Annotated in this window: 17 protein-coding genes; 6 read left to right on the top strand and 11 right to left on the bottom strand. The window is 75.4% G+C overall.

Features of this window, described 5'->3' with window-relative positions; all coding sequences use genetic code 11:
• Window positions 1-131: 131 nt before the first annotated feature.
• The 5 genes from ACI797_RS22330 to ACI797_RS22310 form a co-directional block, all read right to left on the bottom strand.
• Window positions 132-719: a GNAT family N-acetyltransferase gene (locus tag ACI797_RS22330; protein WP_456861538.1), complete on the bottom strand. Its 588-nt coding sequence runs from the start codon at window positions 717-719 to the stop codon at window positions 132-134.
• Window positions 709-951, bottom strand: a complete 243-nt coding sequence (locus ACI797_RS22325; RefSeq protein ID WP_456861536.1) for an acyl carrier protein — start codon at window positions 949-951, stop codon at window positions 709-711. The genes ACI797_RS22330 and ACI797_RS22325 overlap by 11 nt, the downstream gene beginning before the upstream one ends.
• Entirely contained in the window at window positions 948-2,657 is a 1,710-nt protein-coding gene (locus ACI797_RS22320; protein WP_456861534.1) for an HAD-IIIC family phosphatase, read from the bottom strand. Before ACI797_RS22320 ends, ACI797_RS22325 begins: the two co-directional genes overlap by 4 nt.
• Entirely contained in the window at window positions 2,638-3,357 is a 720-nt protein-coding gene (locus ACI797_RS22315) for a class I SAM-dependent methyltransferase (RefSeq protein WP_456861532.1), read from the bottom strand. Before ACI797_RS22315 ends, ACI797_RS22320 begins: the two co-directional genes overlap by 20 nt.
• 135 nt (window positions 3,358-3,492) lie before the next feature.
• Entirely contained in the window at window positions 3,493-4,896 is a 1,404-nt protein-coding gene (locus tag ACI797_RS22310; RefSeq protein WP_456861530.1) for a class II fumarate hydratase, read from the bottom strand.
• A 142-nt stretch (window positions 4,897-5,038) separates the two neighbouring features.
• On the opposite strand from ACI797_RS22310, the gene ACI797_RS22305 reads away from it, so the two are divergent.
• The 4 genes from ACI797_RS22305 (at window position 5,039) to ACI797_RS22290 (ending at window position 8,948) form a co-directional block, all read left to right on the top strand.
• Window positions 5,039-5,716, top strand: a complete 678-nt coding sequence (locus ACI797_RS22305; RefSeq protein WP_456861528.1) for a hypothetical protein — start codon at window positions 5,039-5,041, stop codon at window positions 5,714-5,716.
• Window positions 5,717-5,854: 138 nt separating this feature from the next.
• Window positions 5,855-6,454, top strand: a complete 600-nt coding sequence (locus ACI797_RS22300) for a hypothetical protein (RefSeq protein ID WP_456861526.1) — start codon at window positions 5,855-5,857, stop codon at window positions 6,452-6,454.
• 52 nt (window positions 6,455-6,506) lie between these two features.
• On the top strand, window positions 6,507-7,385 hold the full coding sequence (locus ACI797_RS22295; protein ID WP_456861524.1) for a hypothetical protein: 879 nt from the start codon (window positions 6,507-6,509) through the stop codon (window positions 7,383-7,385).
• A gap of 231 nt (window positions 7,386-7,616) precedes the next feature.
• Complete coding sequence (locus ACI797_RS22290; protein ID WP_456861522.1) at window positions 7,617-8,948, top strand: serine/threonine-protein kinase; 1,332 nt, start codon at window positions 7,617-7,619, stop codon at window positions 8,946-8,948.
• Window positions 8,949-8,954: 6 nt separating this feature from the next.
• Here the strand turns inward: ACI797_RS22290 and glpX are convergent, their stop codons facing one another.
• The gene (gene glpX, locus ACI797_RS22285) at window positions 8,955-10,007 is read right to left on the bottom strand and encodes a class II fructose-bisphosphatase (protein ID WP_456861518.1); all 1,053 of its coding nucleotides are present in this window, start codon (window positions 10,005-10,007) and stop codon (window positions 8,955-8,957) included.
• 44 nt (window positions 10,008-10,051) lie between these two features.
• Here glpX and ACI797_RS22280 point away from each other — a divergent pair, with 44 nt between their 5' ends.
• Window positions 10,052-10,666 carry a DUF4245 domain-containing protein gene (locus ACI797_RS22280; RefSeq protein ID WP_456861516.1) on the top strand — a complete coding sequence of 205 codons (615 nt, stop codon included), beginning with the start codon at window positions 10,052-10,054 and terminating at the stop codon, window positions 10,664-10,666.
• Here ACI797_RS22280 and ACI797_RS22275 read toward each other — a convergent pair.
• From ACI797_RS22275 to ACI797_RS22265, 3 genes are read right to left on the bottom strand one after another with little or no spacing between them, the layout of a single operon-like run.
• Window positions 10,654-10,866, bottom strand: a complete 213-nt coding sequence (locus ACI797_RS22275; protein WP_456861514.1) for an exodeoxyribonuclease VII small subunit — start codon at window positions 10,864-10,866, stop codon at window positions 10,654-10,656. The two genes, ACI797_RS22280 and ACI797_RS22275, sit on opposite strands and share 13 nt — an antisense overlap.
• On the bottom strand, window positions 10,863-12,095 hold the full coding sequence (gene xseA, locus ACI797_RS22270) for an exodeoxyribonuclease VII large subunit (protein ID WP_456861512.1): 1,233 nt from the start codon (window positions 12,093-12,095) through the stop codon (window positions 10,863-10,865). The genes ACI797_RS22275 and xseA overlap by 4 nt, the downstream gene beginning before the upstream one ends.
• 48 nt (window positions 12,096-12,143) lie before the next feature.
• Window positions 12,144-13,214 carry a lipid droplet-associated protein gene (locus tag ACI797_RS22265; RefSeq protein ID WP_456861511.1) on the bottom strand — a complete coding sequence of 357 codons (1,071 nt, stop codon included), beginning with the start codon at window positions 13,212-13,214 and terminating at the stop codon, window positions 12,144-12,146.
• Between the two features lie 117 nt (window positions 13,215-13,331).
• Between ACI797_RS22265 and ACI797_RS22260 the strand changes: the two genes are divergently transcribed.
• A complete protein-coding gene (locus ACI797_RS22260) occupies window positions 13,332-14,288 on the top strand; it encodes a 4-hydroxy-3-methylbut-2-enyl diphosphate reductase (protein WP_456861509.1) in 957 nt (318 codons plus the stop codon).
• Window positions 14,289-14,325: 37 nt separating this feature from the next.
• Here ACI797_RS22260 and ACI797_RS22255 read toward each other — a convergent pair whose 3' ends face one another.
• Entirely contained in the window at window positions 14,326-14,883 is a 558-nt protein-coding gene (locus ACI797_RS22255; RefSeq protein ID WP_456861507.1) for a DUF6542 domain-containing protein, read from the bottom strand.
• Window positions 14,884-15,023: 140 nt separating this feature from the next.
• A complete protein-coding gene (locus tag ACI797_RS22250; RefSeq protein WP_456861505.1) occupies window positions 15,024-16,106 on the bottom strand; it encodes a DNA recombination protein RmuC in 1,083 nt (360 codons plus the stop codon).
• Between the last annotated feature and the right edge of the window lie 26 nt (window positions 16,107-16,132).

The raw sequence follows: 16,132 nt of genomic DNA, 5'->3' as shown, positions 1-16,132 counted from the left end.
ACTTCCAGGCACGCGCGTGGGGGCGAGGGCCTCGGCGTGCCCCGCCGCGACCCCGTAGTCGCCCTCGCGGGCCTCGCCGTCGAGGGGACACGTTCGGGAACCACCCGCGGCGCCCCGGCCGCCCGGAGGCGTTAGCGCGCGCCCGTGCGGCCCAGCAGCGCCGCCGTCCGCTCGGCCGACGCGCGCAGGGCCGGACCGGCGGTCGCCCAGCGCGCCCGCGTCATGCGGGCCTCCACCGCGTCCTGCGGCACGCCGTCGACCTCCGTGTGGGCCGGGATGGTGCGCACGGTCTCGGCGCCGGACCGGGCGTGGAAGGCGACGACCGCCCGGTTCTCGGCCAGGGTGCGGGAGATCAGCGAGTCCAGGCCCAGCAGCGTGAAGCCGGCCTCGTGGAGCAGCCAGGCGCTCTCCGGCGCCGCCAGGGACCCCGGCCGCAGCACCCAGCGGCCCCACTCCGCCTCGCCGCCGGCGACGTCGTAGATGCCCACGAAGCCCTCGGTGGAGCCGTCGGCGAGCCGGTCGACCGCCCAGTAGTAGTCGCCCTCGCGCCGGAAGTAGTCCTCCAGCCAGCTGACCTGCGCCGCCACCGAGGGGTCGGTCGCGTGCAGGTACCGGGAGCGGCTCGGGTCGCGCCGCAGGTCCACGATCGTCGCGGCGTCGGTCACCGCGACCGGGCGCAGGCGGAATGCGATGCCCTCCAGGTGGAGGTCATGCAGCAAGGTGCCGCTCCGCCGCCTCGGTGATCGCGGCCGAGCCGTCCAGCGCGGCCATCTCCTGCTCGGTGAAGGTGATGCCGAGGCTCTCCTCGACGGCGTAGATGATCTCGATGTGCGCCAGCGAGTCCCACTCGGGCACCTCGGCCCGGGCGACGGGCGCGTCCGGGGGGCTCGGCAGCTTGAGCACCAGCGCGAGCACCTCGTGCACCTGCTGCTCGACGTCCTGGCGGGTCATCCCTCTTCCTCCCAGCTCACGGTGACCGGAGCGTCGTCGACCATCTTCCTGCACGCCGTCGGGTCCCACGGGAGGAGGACCTCACCCGGCGTCGCGACCGGCGCGCCGCTGTGCGCGGCCAGCCACGCGCGGGCGGGCTCGTTGCGCGGACCCGGCCGGTAGGCCACGGCCGCGGTGACGGCGTCGAACTCCTCCATCAGCCGGCCGACGGCGGCGGCCAGCAGCACGTCCTCGATGCCGCGCCCGAGTGCGCGGCAGCTCACGCACAGCTCCTCGACCAGGACCCCGCCGTCGGCTCCCCGCCGGCCGGCCACCAGGGCGACGACGCCGCTGCCGGACAACCGGTCGCCGAGCGCGGCCGTGACCACGTGGACGTCCCCGCCCTCCAGCCAGCTCGCCAGCTCGGCCTCACCGGTGCGCCGCAGTGCCGCGTTGAACTGGTTGGTCTTGGCCGCGAGCGCCGCCATCCGGGGCAGGTGGTCGGCGCGGTCCAACGACAGGTCCAGGCGGACCCGCAGGGAGCGCAGGTACGCGGCGGGATCGCCGTCGGCGAGCTGGACCCGCTCGGCGTCCGCCGCCAGGTCGGCGGCGCGCAACGCGTCCTCCTCGGTGCGCGGGTGACCGTGCAGGCCGGGGAACAGGGACAGCGCGGTGGCCGTCCGCTCGGGGTCCGCGGCGTGGACCAGCCCGCCGATGCGCGTGCCGGCGGAGACCTCGGCGAGCTCACCGGCGTTGTCGTCGACGAACACGACCGCCTCGGGCGAGATCCGCAGCTCGGTCGCCGCCGCAGCCACGCCCTCGCTCTTGGCCCCCCAACCGATCGCCCGTGCCGAGAAGTCCTCCAGCCGGAGGGGGAAGTCGGTGCGCGTGGCGAAGAGGGCCTCGACGTCGCGGGGCTCGTTGCGGGACACGAGGGCGAGGAGGACGCCCTCCTCCCGGAGATCGCGCAACGAGCGCTGGAGGTCGCGGTGCCCCGGGGTGAGCACGACGCCGTCCGGCCCGTCCTCGCCGAGCACGCCCTCGTACAGCGTCATGTCCAGGTCCACGGCGAGCGCCTTGATCCGCGGAGCGACGAGCGCGGGCAGCCAGCGCAGCCCCATCCGCTGCGCCACAAGGACGGCGGCGCGCGCGCTCATGCCGGTGCCGGCGACGGCCCGCGTCCGCGGGTCGACGAAGGCGTCACCCACCCGCCGGGCGACAGCGGACAGGTCCGCGACGGCCAGGCCGGGCATCTCGTGGCGGCGCTGCTCGAGCCGTCGGTTGAACGCCGCCGCGGCCTCGTCGGAGCCCGGCCGGTCCGCGACCAGGAGCGGGGCGAGGGTCCGCGCGCGCAGCGCCCGGAGGCGCTCGACGAGCCAGTCGGCCAGCGCCGCCGGGTCGGTCTCGCGGTAGCGGTCGAAGTCGAGCCAGACCAGCTCGACGTCGGCGGCCGAGCCGTCGAGGGCGGCGCCGCTGAGCGAGTCGTCGTAGTCGCTGTGCTCGAACGTGGCGCAGAGGCCGGCGTACGCGAGGAACGGGGGCAGCAGCGAGGCGACGTACTCGAACGCGGTGTTGCGGTGGACGCGGACGCGCAGCTCCCGGGTCGGCCAGGAGGGCGTCAACGGGAGCAGGTCCAGCCGGCGAGGGGACTCGGCGAGCACGACCGGCTGCCAGTCCAGGCGCTGGAGCGACTGCTCCAGCACGGCGTCACGGCTCGGCGACGACATAGATCTCCGCTGCCGAGTCGGGGTAGCGCTCGCCCAGCCGCAGGAAGGCGTCGAGCATCTCGGGGCTCCACTGCTCGGCGATCTGCGCGTTGGACACCGGCTTGAGCCAGTACCCGCCGGTGTGCGCGACGGTCCAGCCCGCCGCCGCGAAGTCGGCACGCAGGCCGGCCGGGTCGTACACCCGGCGGTGCCCGAAGCGGTGGTCGGTCTCGTTCAGGGCGTGCTCCACCGGCAGCAGCCCCATGAGCACGGCGGCCTGGCGGTGCAGGCTGTGCGCGTTCGGCACCGTGGCGAGCACGACGCCGCCTGGAGCGACCCAGTCCCGGATCCGCACCAGCAGGCCGACCGGGTCCAGCACGTGCTCCAGCACGTGCCCGAGGACCACCGTGTCGAACCGGTGCGCCGGGGTGAACTCCTCGAACAGCGCGTTGACCACCGTAACGCCGGGGAACCGCGCCGACAGCTCCCGGCAGAACGTGCTCGACCCGTCCACGACGGTGAGCTCGGCGAACGCCTCGGCCAGTTCTTCCGTGACGATCCCCTCCGCCGGGCCGAGCTCCAGGCAGCGGGAGCCCCGCCAGTGCCGGCGGAGGATGCCGGCGAAGTAGCGCAGGCTGGTCGGCATCGGGCCGGTGTTGTACAGACCGTCCGTGGCGATGAACTCGAGCCGTTCCAGCTCCTGCTGATTCGTCACGCTCACATCACGAAGTGTGCCAACCCGGTTGCCGACCGTCATCGTGCTCGACGGGGGACGCGCCGTCCGGCACCACATCCGCCCCGCCCGCCCCGGGCCCGGCAGCGGGGTGCGCGACGCGCGCCGCGCACCCCGTGCGCGTCACGGATGGGTCATCGACAGGACGTCGAGGGCCTCGTCGAGCTGCTGCTCGCTGAGCTTGCCCTGCTCGACGTAGCCGCGCTCGAGCACGACCTGGCGGATCGTCTTGCGCTCGGCCAGCGACTGCTTGGCGACCTTGGCCGCCTCCTCGTAGCCGATGTACTTGTTCAGCGGCGTGACGATCGAGGGGGAGGACTCGGCCAGCTCGCGGCAGCGCTCCACGTTGGCGGTGATGCCGTCGACGCACCGGTCGGCCAGCAGCCGGCTGACGTTGGCCAGCAGCCGGATCGACTCCAGCACGTTGCGGGCCATCAGCGGCAGCGTCACGTTGAGCTCGAAGTTGCCGGTCGTGCCGGCGAAGGCGACGGCGGCGTCGTTGCCGATCACCTGGGCGGCCACCTGGATCGTCGCCTCGGGGATCACCGGGTTCACCTTGCCCGGCATGATCGAGCTGCCCGGCTGCAGGTCGGGCAGGAAGATCTCGCCCAGGCCGGTGCGCGGGCCCGAGCCCATCCACCGCAGGTCGTTGGCGATCTTGGTCAGCCCGACGGCGATGGTCCGCAGCTGGCCGGAGGCCTCCACCAGCCCGTCGCGCGAGCTCTGCGCCTCGAAGTGGTCGCGCGCCTCGGTCAGCGGCAGGTCGAGGTCGGCGGCCAGCGAGTCGATGATCGCCGCGGCGAACCCGGGCGGGGTGTTGATCCCGGTGCCGACGGCGGTCCCGCCCAGCGGCAGCTCGCCGATGCGGGGCAGCGAGGCCTCCAGCCGCTCGACGCCGTAGCGGACCGCCGCCGCGTAGCCGCCGAACTCCTGGCCCAGCGTCACCGGGGTGGCGTCCATGAGATGGGTGCGGCCGCTCTTGACCACCTCGGCGAACTCGGTGGCCTTGCGCGACAGCGAGGCCTCCAGGTGCCGCAGCGCCGGCACCAGGTCGCGCACGATGGCGCGCGTGGTGGCGACGTGGATCGCCGACGGGAACACGTCGTTGGACGACTGCGAGGCGTTGACGTGGTCGTTCGGGTGCACCGACCGGCCCAGCGCCTCGGTCGCCAGCGTGGCGATGACCTCGTTGGTGTTCATGTTGCTCGACGTCCCCGAGCCGGTCTGGAAGACGTCGATGGGGAAGTGGTCGTCCCAGCTCCCGCTCGCCACCTCGGCCGCCGCGTCGCGGATGGCCCCGGCGACGTCCTTGTCGAGGACCCCGAGCTCGGCGTTGACGGTGGCCGCGGCGCCCTTGATGGCGGCCAGCGCACCGATCAGCTCGCGCTCGATGCGGGTGCCCGAGATCGGGAAGTTCTCGACGGCCCGCTGGGTCTGCGCCCGCCACTTGGCCCAGGCCGGGACCCGGACCTCGCCCATGGAGTCGTGCTCGATGCGGTACTCCGTGCCGTCCTGCTCTGCGGACACGCTCGCTCCCGGATGGTGTCGGTGGGGACTGTGCTCCGGGAGCGACCCTAGATCCCCGTTCGGTCTCGCTCCGGCCCGGCTCCGCCCGGCCGCCGCGGGCGAGCGCCTACCCTCCGCCGGACCGCCCGCCCCCGGAGGAGCCATGTCCCAGCCGCCGTACCCGCCGCAGCCGGGACCCTGGCCGCCGCCGTCCCCCTACGGCCACGGGCCGCCCCCCTGGGACCCCTGGTCCGGCGGGGTGCCGGGCCCGCCGCCGCGGCGCAGCCGCGCGACCGTCGTGTGGGTGGTCGTCGGCTCGGTGCTCGCGGTCGCCGTCCTCGTCGCCGTGGTGGTGGGCGCCCGCCAGCTCGGTGCCGCGCAGGGCGACGAGCTCTTCTCCCCGGGCGCGGTGGCGACGGGGGAGCCGGCCGCGCCGACCGGCCTGGGCGACGACCCGTACCTCGACGAGCGGGCGCAGGCCTGCCACGACGGGACCATGCACGCCTGCGACGAGCTCTACGCGCGCTCGCCGTCGGGGTCGGCCTACGAGCAGTACGGACTGACCTGCGGTGGCCGGGTGAAGGCCTACGAGGTGTACGCGTGCTCCGACCTGGGCGGGACGGCGGTGTCGACGTCCCCGCCGTCCTCCCCCGCGGGGCTGGGCGACGACCCCGGGCTCGACGGGTACGCGCAGCGCTGCCACGACGGCCTGCTCGACGCGTGCGACGACCTGTACCAGCTGTCCGACCCGATGTCGGACTACGAGCGGTACGGGATCACCTGCGGCGGGCGGGTGGCGCCCTACGCCGTGCCGTACTGCACGCAGCTCGAGGACGACTGACGCCTGGGGCCGGTGGGGTGCGAGCGGCCCCGCGGTCGGCGGTGACGTCGGGTCCGGCCGGGTCGTGCGGCGCTGCCGGGTTCCGGCGCCCCGCCGACCTACGCTCCGCCGGACCCGAGCCCGCACGAGAGGCCCCCGATGTCCGACCCGCAGCACCCGCAGCCCGCCTGGGACGTCGTCGACCCGGGCCTGGGGACGACGCCGGCGTGGGCCCCGCCGGGCACGCCGTACTGGACGGCGCAGCCGTCCTGGACCCCGCCGGCCGGACAGCCGGTGCTCCCGCCGGCCACGTCGTACCGCTGGAAGCCCACCCCGGTGCTGCTCGGCGTCGGGTGCGCCGTCGCCGGGGCGGTGGGCGCCGCGGTCCTCGTCAGCGCCGTCTTCCTCTCCGCCGCCGAGGACATCGGCCGCGAGATGGCCCAGGGCCTCGGCGAGGAGATCGGCGAGTCCGTCGGCGAGGGCATGACGCGCTCGCTGGACGAGTGGGCGTTCGGCGGGCTGCCGATGGAGGACTACGGCGCCGTCGGCCCGGTCGAGCAGTCGCCCCCGGTCCCGCCGGAGCCGGGCCCCGACCCGGTGCTGAACGCCTACGCGGCGGACTGCTTCGCCGGGGAGCTGCAGGCCTGCGACGACCTGTACCACGAGTCGCCGCCCCTGTCGGACTACGAGTCGTACGCCACCACCTGCGGGGGACGGGTGAAGGAGTACACCGTCGTCTCCTGCACGGAACTGGACTGAGGCGCGGCTACGCTCAGCCCCGCCACCACCGCAACTCGAGGAGCGAAAGACCATGTCACAGCCGCCGTACCCGCCGCCGGGCGGCAACGACCCCTCGGGTCGGCAGCCGGGGCAGCAGGGCTGGGGCGGGTCGTCGCCCCAGGACGAGCCGACCCAGCAGTTCGGGTCCACCGGCGCCGGCCAGACGCCCGGTGGTCAGCGCGACGAGACCACGCAGTTCCCGCCGGCCGGGCAGTACCCGCCGCCGGGCCAGCCCGGCCAGCAGGGCTACGGGCAGCAGCCGCAGTACGGGCAGCCGGGCCAGCAGTACGGCCAGCAGCCGCAGTACGGGCAGCAGCCCGAGTACGGCCAGCAGCAGCCCTACGGCCAGCAGGGCTACGGACAGCAGCCGTACGGCCAGCAGCCGCAGTACGGGCAGCAGCCGTACGGCCAGCCCGGCTACGGCCAGCAGCCGCAGAAGGGCAAGGGCGGCCTCATCGCCCTCATCGTGGCCGGCGTCCTCGTGGTCGCCGGCATCGTGGTGGCGCTGATCCTCTTCCTCGGTGGGGACGACGACGACCCGAGCACGACGGCGAGCTCCAGCACCGCCACGACCACGAGCTCGTCGAGCGAGGACGCCACCCCGACGACGTCCTCCAGCGAAGAATCAACCACTAGCGAGGAGACGACGTCGGAGGAGACGACGACCTCCGACGCTCCCAGCGGCGACATCCCGTCGCCCACGGTCGAGCCCACTGGTCTTGGCACCGACCCGACCTGGAACACGCTGGCCCAAGACTGCTACGACGGCAGCATGCCCTCCTGTGACCTGCTCTACGCGGGCACGTCGCAAGACCCGAGCCTGGAGGCCTACGCGCGCTACGCCGACACCTGCGCCGGCCGGCAGCCCGAGGGCACCGGCCAGTACTGCACGGACGCCTTCCCGGGTTGACCCTCCCGCGCCCGTCCGACGGCCCGGTTCCTCGCCCGAGGAGCCGGGCCGTCGGTCGTCCGGACGGTCCGTCGTCACGCGCAGCAGGCGGCGGGTCGCTCCGTGTCGGAACGGGCGGGGTGCGGTGCGCGAGCCGCTAGTCCGCCCGTCGCGGCGTGCCTAGACTCCGCGCCGACCGCACCGGGTGACGGCTCCGCGGAGCGCCCGCCGGCGGCACGTTGGGGGTCGCCCGTGGACAGCGAACAGTTCGGCGTCTACCGCCTCGAGGCCCTGCTGGGCCGGGGCGGCATGGGCGAGGTCTACCGCGCCTACGACACCGAGCACGACCGCGTCGTCGCCCTCAAGGTCCTCTCCCGCGCGCTGGCCGCCGACCGCGGCTACCGCGAGCGGTTCCGCCGCGAGGCCCACCTCGCCGCGCGCCTCAACGAGCCGCACATCGTGCCCATCCACCGCTACGGCGAGATCGACGGTCGGCTGTTCCTGGACATGCGCCTGGTGCCGGGGCGCGACGTGCAGGAGGTGCTCACGCGGGAGGGCCCGATGCCGGCCCACCGGGCGGTGCGGATCATCAGCCAGGTCGCGCACGCCCTCGACGCCGCGCACGCCGACGGCCTGGTGCACCGCGACGTGAAGCCGTCGAACATCCTGCTGACCGAGGAGGGCGAGGACGACTTCGTCTACCTCGTCGACTTCGGCATCGCCCGCGCCCTCGACGACAGCGCCGGGCCCCGGCTGACCACGGCGGGCGCCGCCCTGGGCTCGCTGGAGTACATGGCGCCGGAGCGGTTCCTCGAGCAGCCGATCGACGCCCGCATCGACGTCTACTCGCTGGCCTGCGTGCTCTTCGAGTGCCTCACCGGCCGGGTCCCCATGGTCGGCGACGGCCTGGCCACCCTCATGTACGCCCACCTCTACACCGAGCCGCCGGCGCCGTCGTCGCTGCGCCCGGGGGTGCCGCGCGCCCTGGACGACGTCGTCCGGCGGGGGCTGGCGAAGGACCCGGAGCAGCGCTGGGAGTCCGCCGGCCAGTTCGCGAGCGCGGCGCGCAAGGCGCTCGGGTCGCGGCCGCAGCCGGTCGTTCCGCAGGCGCCGCCGACGTCGATCCAGCCCCGCCCCGTCGTGGGCCGGACGCTCGGCTTCTCCGACCCCGGCCTGCCGGACGAGCCGCCGACGTCGGCGCTGCCGCAGCAGCGCCCCCCGGCCGCGCGGAAACCGGCGCCCCCGGCCGCGCGGACGCCGGCGCCGCCGGCCGCGCGCGACGCTCCCCGGGGGTCGAGGATCGACTTCTCCGCGCCGCCGCCCCGGTCCCCGTCGGCCCCGCCGCTGGGCCCGGTCAGCAGGCCCGATGCCCGGGCGGTGTCCGCGCCGGGCCCGGTCGGGACGCGGGCCGCCGAGCCGCACCCGAGCGGGCCCCTGCCGGTCGGTCTCCCGCCGCCGCCCCCGGCCCGCGGGCAGGCGTCCGCCCCGGCGCCGCGCACGCGCAGCCGGGCGCCGGTGCTGCTGCTCGTGCTGGTGCTCGTGCTGCTCGCCGCGGCCGCGGTGGTCGTGTTCGCGGTGCTCTGAGGGGGGTCAGCCCTCCGCCGGCGCCGCGTCGAACTGCACCGCCGAGTAGGCGCGCAGCTTCGCCAGCGAGTGCAGGCTGTCGATCTGCCGGATGGTGCCCGACCGCGAGCGCATGACCAGCGACTGCGTGGTGCACCCGCCGGCCCGGTACTGCACGCCGCGCAGCAGCTCGCCGTCGGTGATGCCGGTGGCCACGAAGAAGACGTCGCCGCGGACCAGGTCGTCGATGTGCAGCACGCGGTCGAGGTCGTGGCCGGCGTCGAGGGCCTTCTGCCGCTCGTCGTCGTCCTTGGGCCAGAGCCTGCCCTGCAGCGAGCCGCCCATGCACTTGAGCGCGCAGGCGGCGATGATCCCCTCCGGGGTGCCGCCGATGCCCATGAGCAGGTCGACGCCGGTGCCCTCGCGGGCGGCGGCGATCGCCCCGGCGACGTCGCCGTCGGTGATGAACTTGATGCGGGCGCCGGCCTCGCGGACCTCCTGCACGAGCTTCTCGTGGCGGGGGCGGTCGAGGATGCAGACGGTGACGTCGCCGGTGGAGCAGTGCTTGGCCTTGGCGACGCGGCGGATGTTCTCGGCGACCGGCGCGGTGATGTCGACGACGTCGGCGGCCTGGGGACCGGTGGCGATCTTCTCCATGTAGAAGACCGCCGACGGGTCGTACATCGCGCCCCGCTCGGCCACGGCCATGACGGCGATGGCGTTGGGCATGCCCTTGGCCATGAGCGTGGTGCCGTCGATCGGGTCGACCGCGACGTCGCACTCCGGGCCCTGGCCGTCGCCGACCTGCTCGCCGTTGTAGAGCATGGGCGCCTGGTCCTTCTCGCCCTCGCCGATGACCACGGTGCCGTTCATGCTCACCGTGCCGATCAGCGCCCGCATCGCGTCGACCGCGGCGCCGTCCCCGCCGTTCTTGTCGCCCCGGCCGACCCACCGGCCGGCGGCCATCGCGGCCGCCTCGGTGACGCGGACCAGCTCGAGGGCCAGGTTGCGGTCGGGCGCGGGGCGGTCGGTGCGGAAGCCCGCTCCGGCGCGCGGCGTCAGTGAGTCGGGCAGCGACACGGGACCTCCAGGGATCGACCACCGGGTGCTGCGATCCTAGGTGCATGCCTGCAGGCCCGACCGACCAGCGATCCGCCGACGAGCTGCCCGCGGCGCCCGACCCGCGGCTGGAGCGCGCGCGGCGGCAGTCGTTCGCCAACATGCTCCGCTCGCTGGCGCCGCTGGTGGTGATCGTGCTGGCGCTCGTCGCCTGGCAGTCGTTCCGGCAGGGCCCCGACGAGAACCCGGTCAAGCCGATCGACCCGTCGAGCACGATCGCCCTCGCGGCCAACCGGGCCGGCTACCCGCTGGTCGTGCCCACCGGGCTGCCCGCGGAGTACCGGCCCACCAGCGCGCGCACCGACGCCGGGGAGGCGGGGGAGGGCGACGCGGTCACCCTGGAGCTCGGCTACGTGACCCCGTCCGACGAGTTCGCCGGGTTCGTGGTGAGCGGCGACCCGCGCGCCGACGCGCTGACCGCCGTGCTCGCCGACGCCGAGGAGCAGGGCAGCGTGCAGATCGGCGGCGAGACCTGGACCCGCTCGACGCGGCCGCAGAACCGCGACGTCGAGACCGTGCTCAGCCGCCAGGCCGACGGGGTGACCGTGGTCGTCACCGGCTCGGCGTCGGAGGACGAGCTGGAGACGGTGGCCGCGGCGGTGGCGCCCTACTCCGATTGAGCCTCTTTCGGCTGCGCCGCGGCCAGCCGCTCGCGGGCGCGGTCCAGCCAGTGCTGGCACAGCTCGGCCAGCGCCTCGCCGCGCTCCCAGAGCGCGAGCGACTCCTCCAGCGTGAGCCCGCCGGCCTCCAGCTTGCGCACGACCTCGGCGAGCTCCTCGCGGGCCTGCTCGTAGGTCTGGGTCGGCTCGGGGGTGCTCACGCCGGTTCCTCCTGATCGGTGCTGCGGTCCACGCGCACCGGCAGCCGGCCGCCGGCCACCCGCACGCTGAGCAGTTCGCCGTCCTGCACCGCACCGGGCTCGCGCACGAGGGCGCCGTCGGCGCGCTGCACGACGGCGTAGCCGCGCTGCAGCGTGGCGGCGGGGGAGAGGGCGGCCACCCGGGCGCGGGCGTGCTCGAGGTCGCGCTCGGCGCCCTCGACCCGGTGGCTGACCGTGCGCAGGGCGCGGCCGCGCAGCGCGGCGACGTCGTCGGCCCGGCCGTGCAGCAGCCGCTCGGGCGCGGCCAGCACCGGGCGGCTGCGCACCGACTCCAGCCAGCGCTCCTGCTGCTCGAGGCGGGTCGAGAGCAGGTGCCGGGCGCGGGCGCGCAGGCCGTCCACCAGGCGCCGCTGCTCGCCGATCTCGGGCACGATCCGGTGCGCGGCGTCGGTGGGGGTCGCGGCGCGGACGTCGGCGACGTGGTCGACCAGCGTCGTGTCGGTCTCGTGCCCGACGGCGGTGACCACCGGGGTGCGGCAGGCGGCGATCGCCCGCACCAGCCCCTCGTCGGAGAACGGCAGCAGGTCCTCGACCGAGCCGCCACCGCGGGCGATGACGATGACCTCGACCTCGGGGTCGCGGTCGAGGCGCTGCAGGCCGTCGATGACCGACGCCGCGGCCATGGGGCCCTGCACGAGGCAGTGCTCGACGGCGAACCGGACCGCCGGCCACCGGCGCCGGGCGGTCACGAGGACGTCGCGCTCGGCGGCGCTCTCCCGGCCGGTGACCACCCCGACGACCGCCGGCGCGAACGGCAGCGGCCGCTTGCGGACGGCGTCGAAGAGCCCCTCGGCGGCCAGCAGCCGGCGGATGCGCTCGATGCGGGCGAGGAGCTCGCCGAGGCCGACCGCGCGGATCTCGGTGGCGCGCAGCGAGAACGAGCCGCGGGCGATGTAGTAGTCGGGCCGCGCGCGGACGATCACCCGGGCGCCCTCGGTCAGCTCCAGGCCGGGGCGGTCGGCGACGTCGCGGCCGCAGGTGACCGGGATGGACAGGTCGGCGGCCGGGTCGCGCAGCGTGAGGAAGACCGTGCTCGACATGCCCCGCCGCGACAGCTGCGCCACCTGGCCCTCGACCCACACCTCACCGAGCCGGCCGATCCACTCGGCGACCTTGCGCGCGACGGTCCGGACCGGCCACGGCGCCTCGGGGGAGGAAGGGGCGGTCACGCTCCCGAGACTGCCAGGCGCCGCCGACACGGCCGCCGCCCGGGGCGGCTAGGCGGAGGCGGTCGGCGTCTTCTCCAGCCGGTTGCGCAGCATCCGCAGGTACGGCGCGCGGTTGCGGGTCGCCTCCTCGTAGTCGAGGAGCTGCTGCACCGTCGAGGGCGCGTAGCCGCGCAGCCGGCCGCGCAGCTGGGCGATCGACCAGCCGTCGTAGCCCTCGATCGGCGCGGTCCCCGCGGCCTGCGCGCCGGCGGTGCCCTCGTCGTCGGCCGGGCCGGTGCCCTCCGGCACCTCGGTGCTCACGCCGGTCGCCGCGGCCACCGGGGTGCCGCCCTCGTCGGTGGCCTCCGCCGGCGCGGCGACGCCCTCGTCGGTGACGGTGGCCTCGACGGTGGCGATCCCGCCGTCGGGGGTGAGTACGTCGACCTGCTCGGACACCGTGTCCGGGGCCCCACCCGGCTCGCCGGTGGTGCCGGCGGCGTCGGCCTCGAGCAGCGCGTTCTCGACGGCCGTGGCGTCCTCGGTGGCGGCGTCGCCGGGCCCGGGCCCGGCCGGCAGGTCGGCCTCGCGGACCTGCTCGGTGATGTCCTGGACGGCGGCGACGACCTCCGCGGGCGCCGGCTCGGCGGGCAGGCCCGCGAGCTCGTCGTCGACGAGCTCCTCGATGGCCAGCTCCTCGAGGGTGTCCTCCGCCGAGAGGCCCGGGGCCGGGACGTCCCCGGCGACCGCGGCGTCGGCGGCACCGGCCGCGGACGCGTCGGGCAGCGCGACCTCGTCCTCGGGCAGCCCGGAGAGGAGGTCCTCCTCGGCGACGGGCTCCTCGACCCGGTCGAAGGCCGAGTCGCGGAAGCCGGCCGGGGCCGGCGCCTCGGCGGCCGGCAGGTCCTCGTCGAAGGTGGCCAGACCCGGCTCGTCCTCGCCGCGGATGCCCGTGAACACCTCGTCGCCGCGGGCCACGAGGCCGGTGTACTGCTGCTGCAGCCACATCGCGGTCTGCATGGTCAGGCCGACGACCCGCACCGGGAGGCCGGGGAGGGTCTCGGGCAGCTTGCGCGCCTCGTCCAGCACGGTGGCGGCCAGTCCGGCGGCGGCGCGGACGACCTGGGGGATCTCACGGGACATGCGCACAGCCTGCCCCAGAACCCCGCGGACGACACACCCGGTCAGCGCAGATGCACCCGACGGTGGTGCTCCTCTCAGTCCCGGGCGCGCGGCGGCCGCCCACGTACCCTGGGAGGCATGGCTGATCAGCGCGGACGCGTCCTGCTGGCCGACCCGCGCGGGTACTGCGCCGGGGTGGACCGGGCGGTCGTCGCCGTGGAGAAGGCGCTGGAGCTGCACGGCGCACCGGTGTACGTGCGCAAGCAGATCGTCCACAACAAGCACGTCGTCGCCACCCTCGAGCGGCGCGGCGCGGTCTTCGTCGACGAGACCGACGAGGTGCCCGAGGGGTCGGTCGTCGTCTTCAGCGCGCACGGCGTCTCCCCAGCGGTGCACGCCGAGGCCGCGGCGCGGTCGCTGCGGACCATCGACGCCACCTGCCCGCTGGTCACCAAGGTGCACTCGGAGGCCAAGCGGTTCGCCAAGGACGACTACGACATCCTGCTCATCGGCCACCGCGGCCACGAGGAGGTCGAGGGCACCTCCGGCGAGGCGCCCGAGCGCATCCAGCTCGTCGACGGCGACCACGACGTCGCCAACGTCCAGGTGCGCGACCCCGACAAGGTCGTGTGGCTGTCGCAGACCACGCTGTCGGTCGACGAGACGCTGTCGACGGTCGACAAGCTGCGGGAGCGGTTCCCCACGCTGCAGTCCCCGCCGAGCGACGACATCTGCTACGCCACGCAGAACCGGCAGCAGGCCGTCAAGCAGATGGCCGCCGAGTGCGACCTGGTGATCGTCGTCGGCTCCACCAACTCGTCGAACTCCGTGCGGCTGGTCGAGGTGGCGCTGGAGGCCGGTGCGCGGGACGCGCACCTGGTCGACTTCGCCGCCGAGATCGACCCCGCCTGGCTCGACGGCGTCGGCACCGTCGGCCTGACCAGCGGCGCCTCGGTGCCGGAGGTGCTGGTCAGCGAGGTCCTCGACTGGCTGTCCGAGCGCGGCTACCCCGACGTCGAGACGGTCAAGGCCGCCGAGGAGCGGCTCGTCTTCGCCCTGCCGCCGGAGCTCCGCCCCCGCCGCACCGCCGGCTGACCGGGTCTGACGTCCCTCTCTCGTCGGCGAAGGGCGCTCAGCGGCCGGCGGCCAGGCGGATGAGCGCGACCACGATGCCGGCGATGGTCGCCGCGACCATCGCCGGGAAGTTCTGCACCAGCTGGGTGCCCATGACCAGCACGAACGCCTTGACGCCGGACAGCTGCACCGAGGAGGCCGCGAGCAGGTTGACCGCCACGACGGCGGCGAACACCAGCGGCGGGCTGACCACCACGGTGAGCAGGTCGCGCCGGCGGACGAGGAAGGCACCGGCCGCGGTGGCGACGACCAGCCCCGTGGCGGTGATCAGCCCCAGCCCGGTCCAGAGCAGGGACTCGGCGGCGGCGACGGCCACGGTGACCAGGAAGACGCCGAGGACGGCGACGATGCCGCGGGTCCGGCGCCCGGTCTCCGGTGCGGGGCGGCGCGCGGGTCGCCCGGGGCCGCGGTCGGCCTCGGCCGGCCGGCGCTGCGGGCGGGCGTACTCCGGCTCGTCGTAGGCGTAGCGGTCGGCCACGGCGGCGCGGTCGGCGCGCACCGGACGCGAGCGCCGGTCGGCGCGGACGTCGCCCTGTCGCCAGGCGTCGGCCGCCATCGCGCCTCCCGTGGGTCCGCGGGCTGCCGTCGCGGCCGCCCGTCGTCGCCCGCAACGGTAGCCAGGAAGCCGGGCCGGTGGTGGCACCTCGGGGTCGCGTCGGCCCGTCGGCGGGGGGCGGACTCGTCCCGGTGGACGGTTCAGCCGTGCGTGCCGTCGCGAGCGTCGGCGGGAGCGGCGAGGGGCTCGGGCCCGGGGTCGGCGGGCCGCAGCGTGCGGATCGTGGCCTCGAGCTGCTCGGGCTGCGGCACCGGCTGCTCGCCGACACCGAGGGCGTCGAAGCGCCGTGCGGCCGTGAGCACCGACGTCTCGTAGGAGCCGACCGTCTCGTTGTAGCGGCTCATGGTGGCGCCCAGCGCCGAGCCGAGCCGGGTGAGGTGGCCCGACAGCGTGGTCAGCCGGGCGTGCAGCCGGCGGCCCACCTCGAGCACCTGGTCGGCGTCGCGGGCCAGCCGCTCCTGCCGCCACGAGTAGGCCACGGTGCGCAGCAGGGCGAGCAGCGTGCTCGGCGTGGCCAGCACGACGTCGCGGCCGAACCCGTACTCGAGCAGGCCGGGCTCGGCCTCGAGCGCCGTGGTGAGGAAGCCGTCGGAGGGGACGAACAGCACGGTGAACGGGGCGGCCGGCCGGAAGGCGGTGGGGTAGCGGCGGGCGGCCAGCGCGTCGACGTGCGCGCGCAGCTGGCGGGCGTGCGCGGCGACCCGCTGCCGGCGGACCGCCTCGTCGGGCGCCTGCACCGCCTCGATGTAGCCGGTGAACGGCACCTTGGCGTCGACCACGACCTGGCGGCCGTCGGCCAGCGTGACCACCAGGTCGGGGCGGACGCCGGCGTCGGCGTCGCTGGTGCCGGCGGGCTGCTCGACGAAGTCGCAGTGCTCGAGCAGCCCGGCGACCTCGACCACCCGGCGCAGCTGCACCTCACCCCACCGGCCGCGCACGTGCGGCGTGCGCAGCGCGGTGACGAGGGCCTGGGTCTCCTGCTTCAGCTGGGCCGAGGCCTGCCCGACGGTGCCCATCTGCTCGCGCAGCTCGCCGTGGGCGGTCGCCCGGGCCCGCTCCATGCCGGTGAGCAGCCGGTGCATGTGGTCCAGCGACTCGTGCAGCGGCTCGAGCCCGGTGTCCGACGGGCGCCGGCGGGCCAGGAGCGCGACCACGCCGAGGGTGGCCGCGGTGGCGAGCAGGGCACCGAGGAGCAGCCCGAGCAGCAGGGAAGCGGCGTCCATGGTGGGGCAGGGTGCCCGACGCCGCC

The organism is Geodermatophilus sp. SYSU D00691, assembly GCF_054050275.1.
This window is presented reverse-complemented; position numbering and strand designations above follow the sequence as displayed.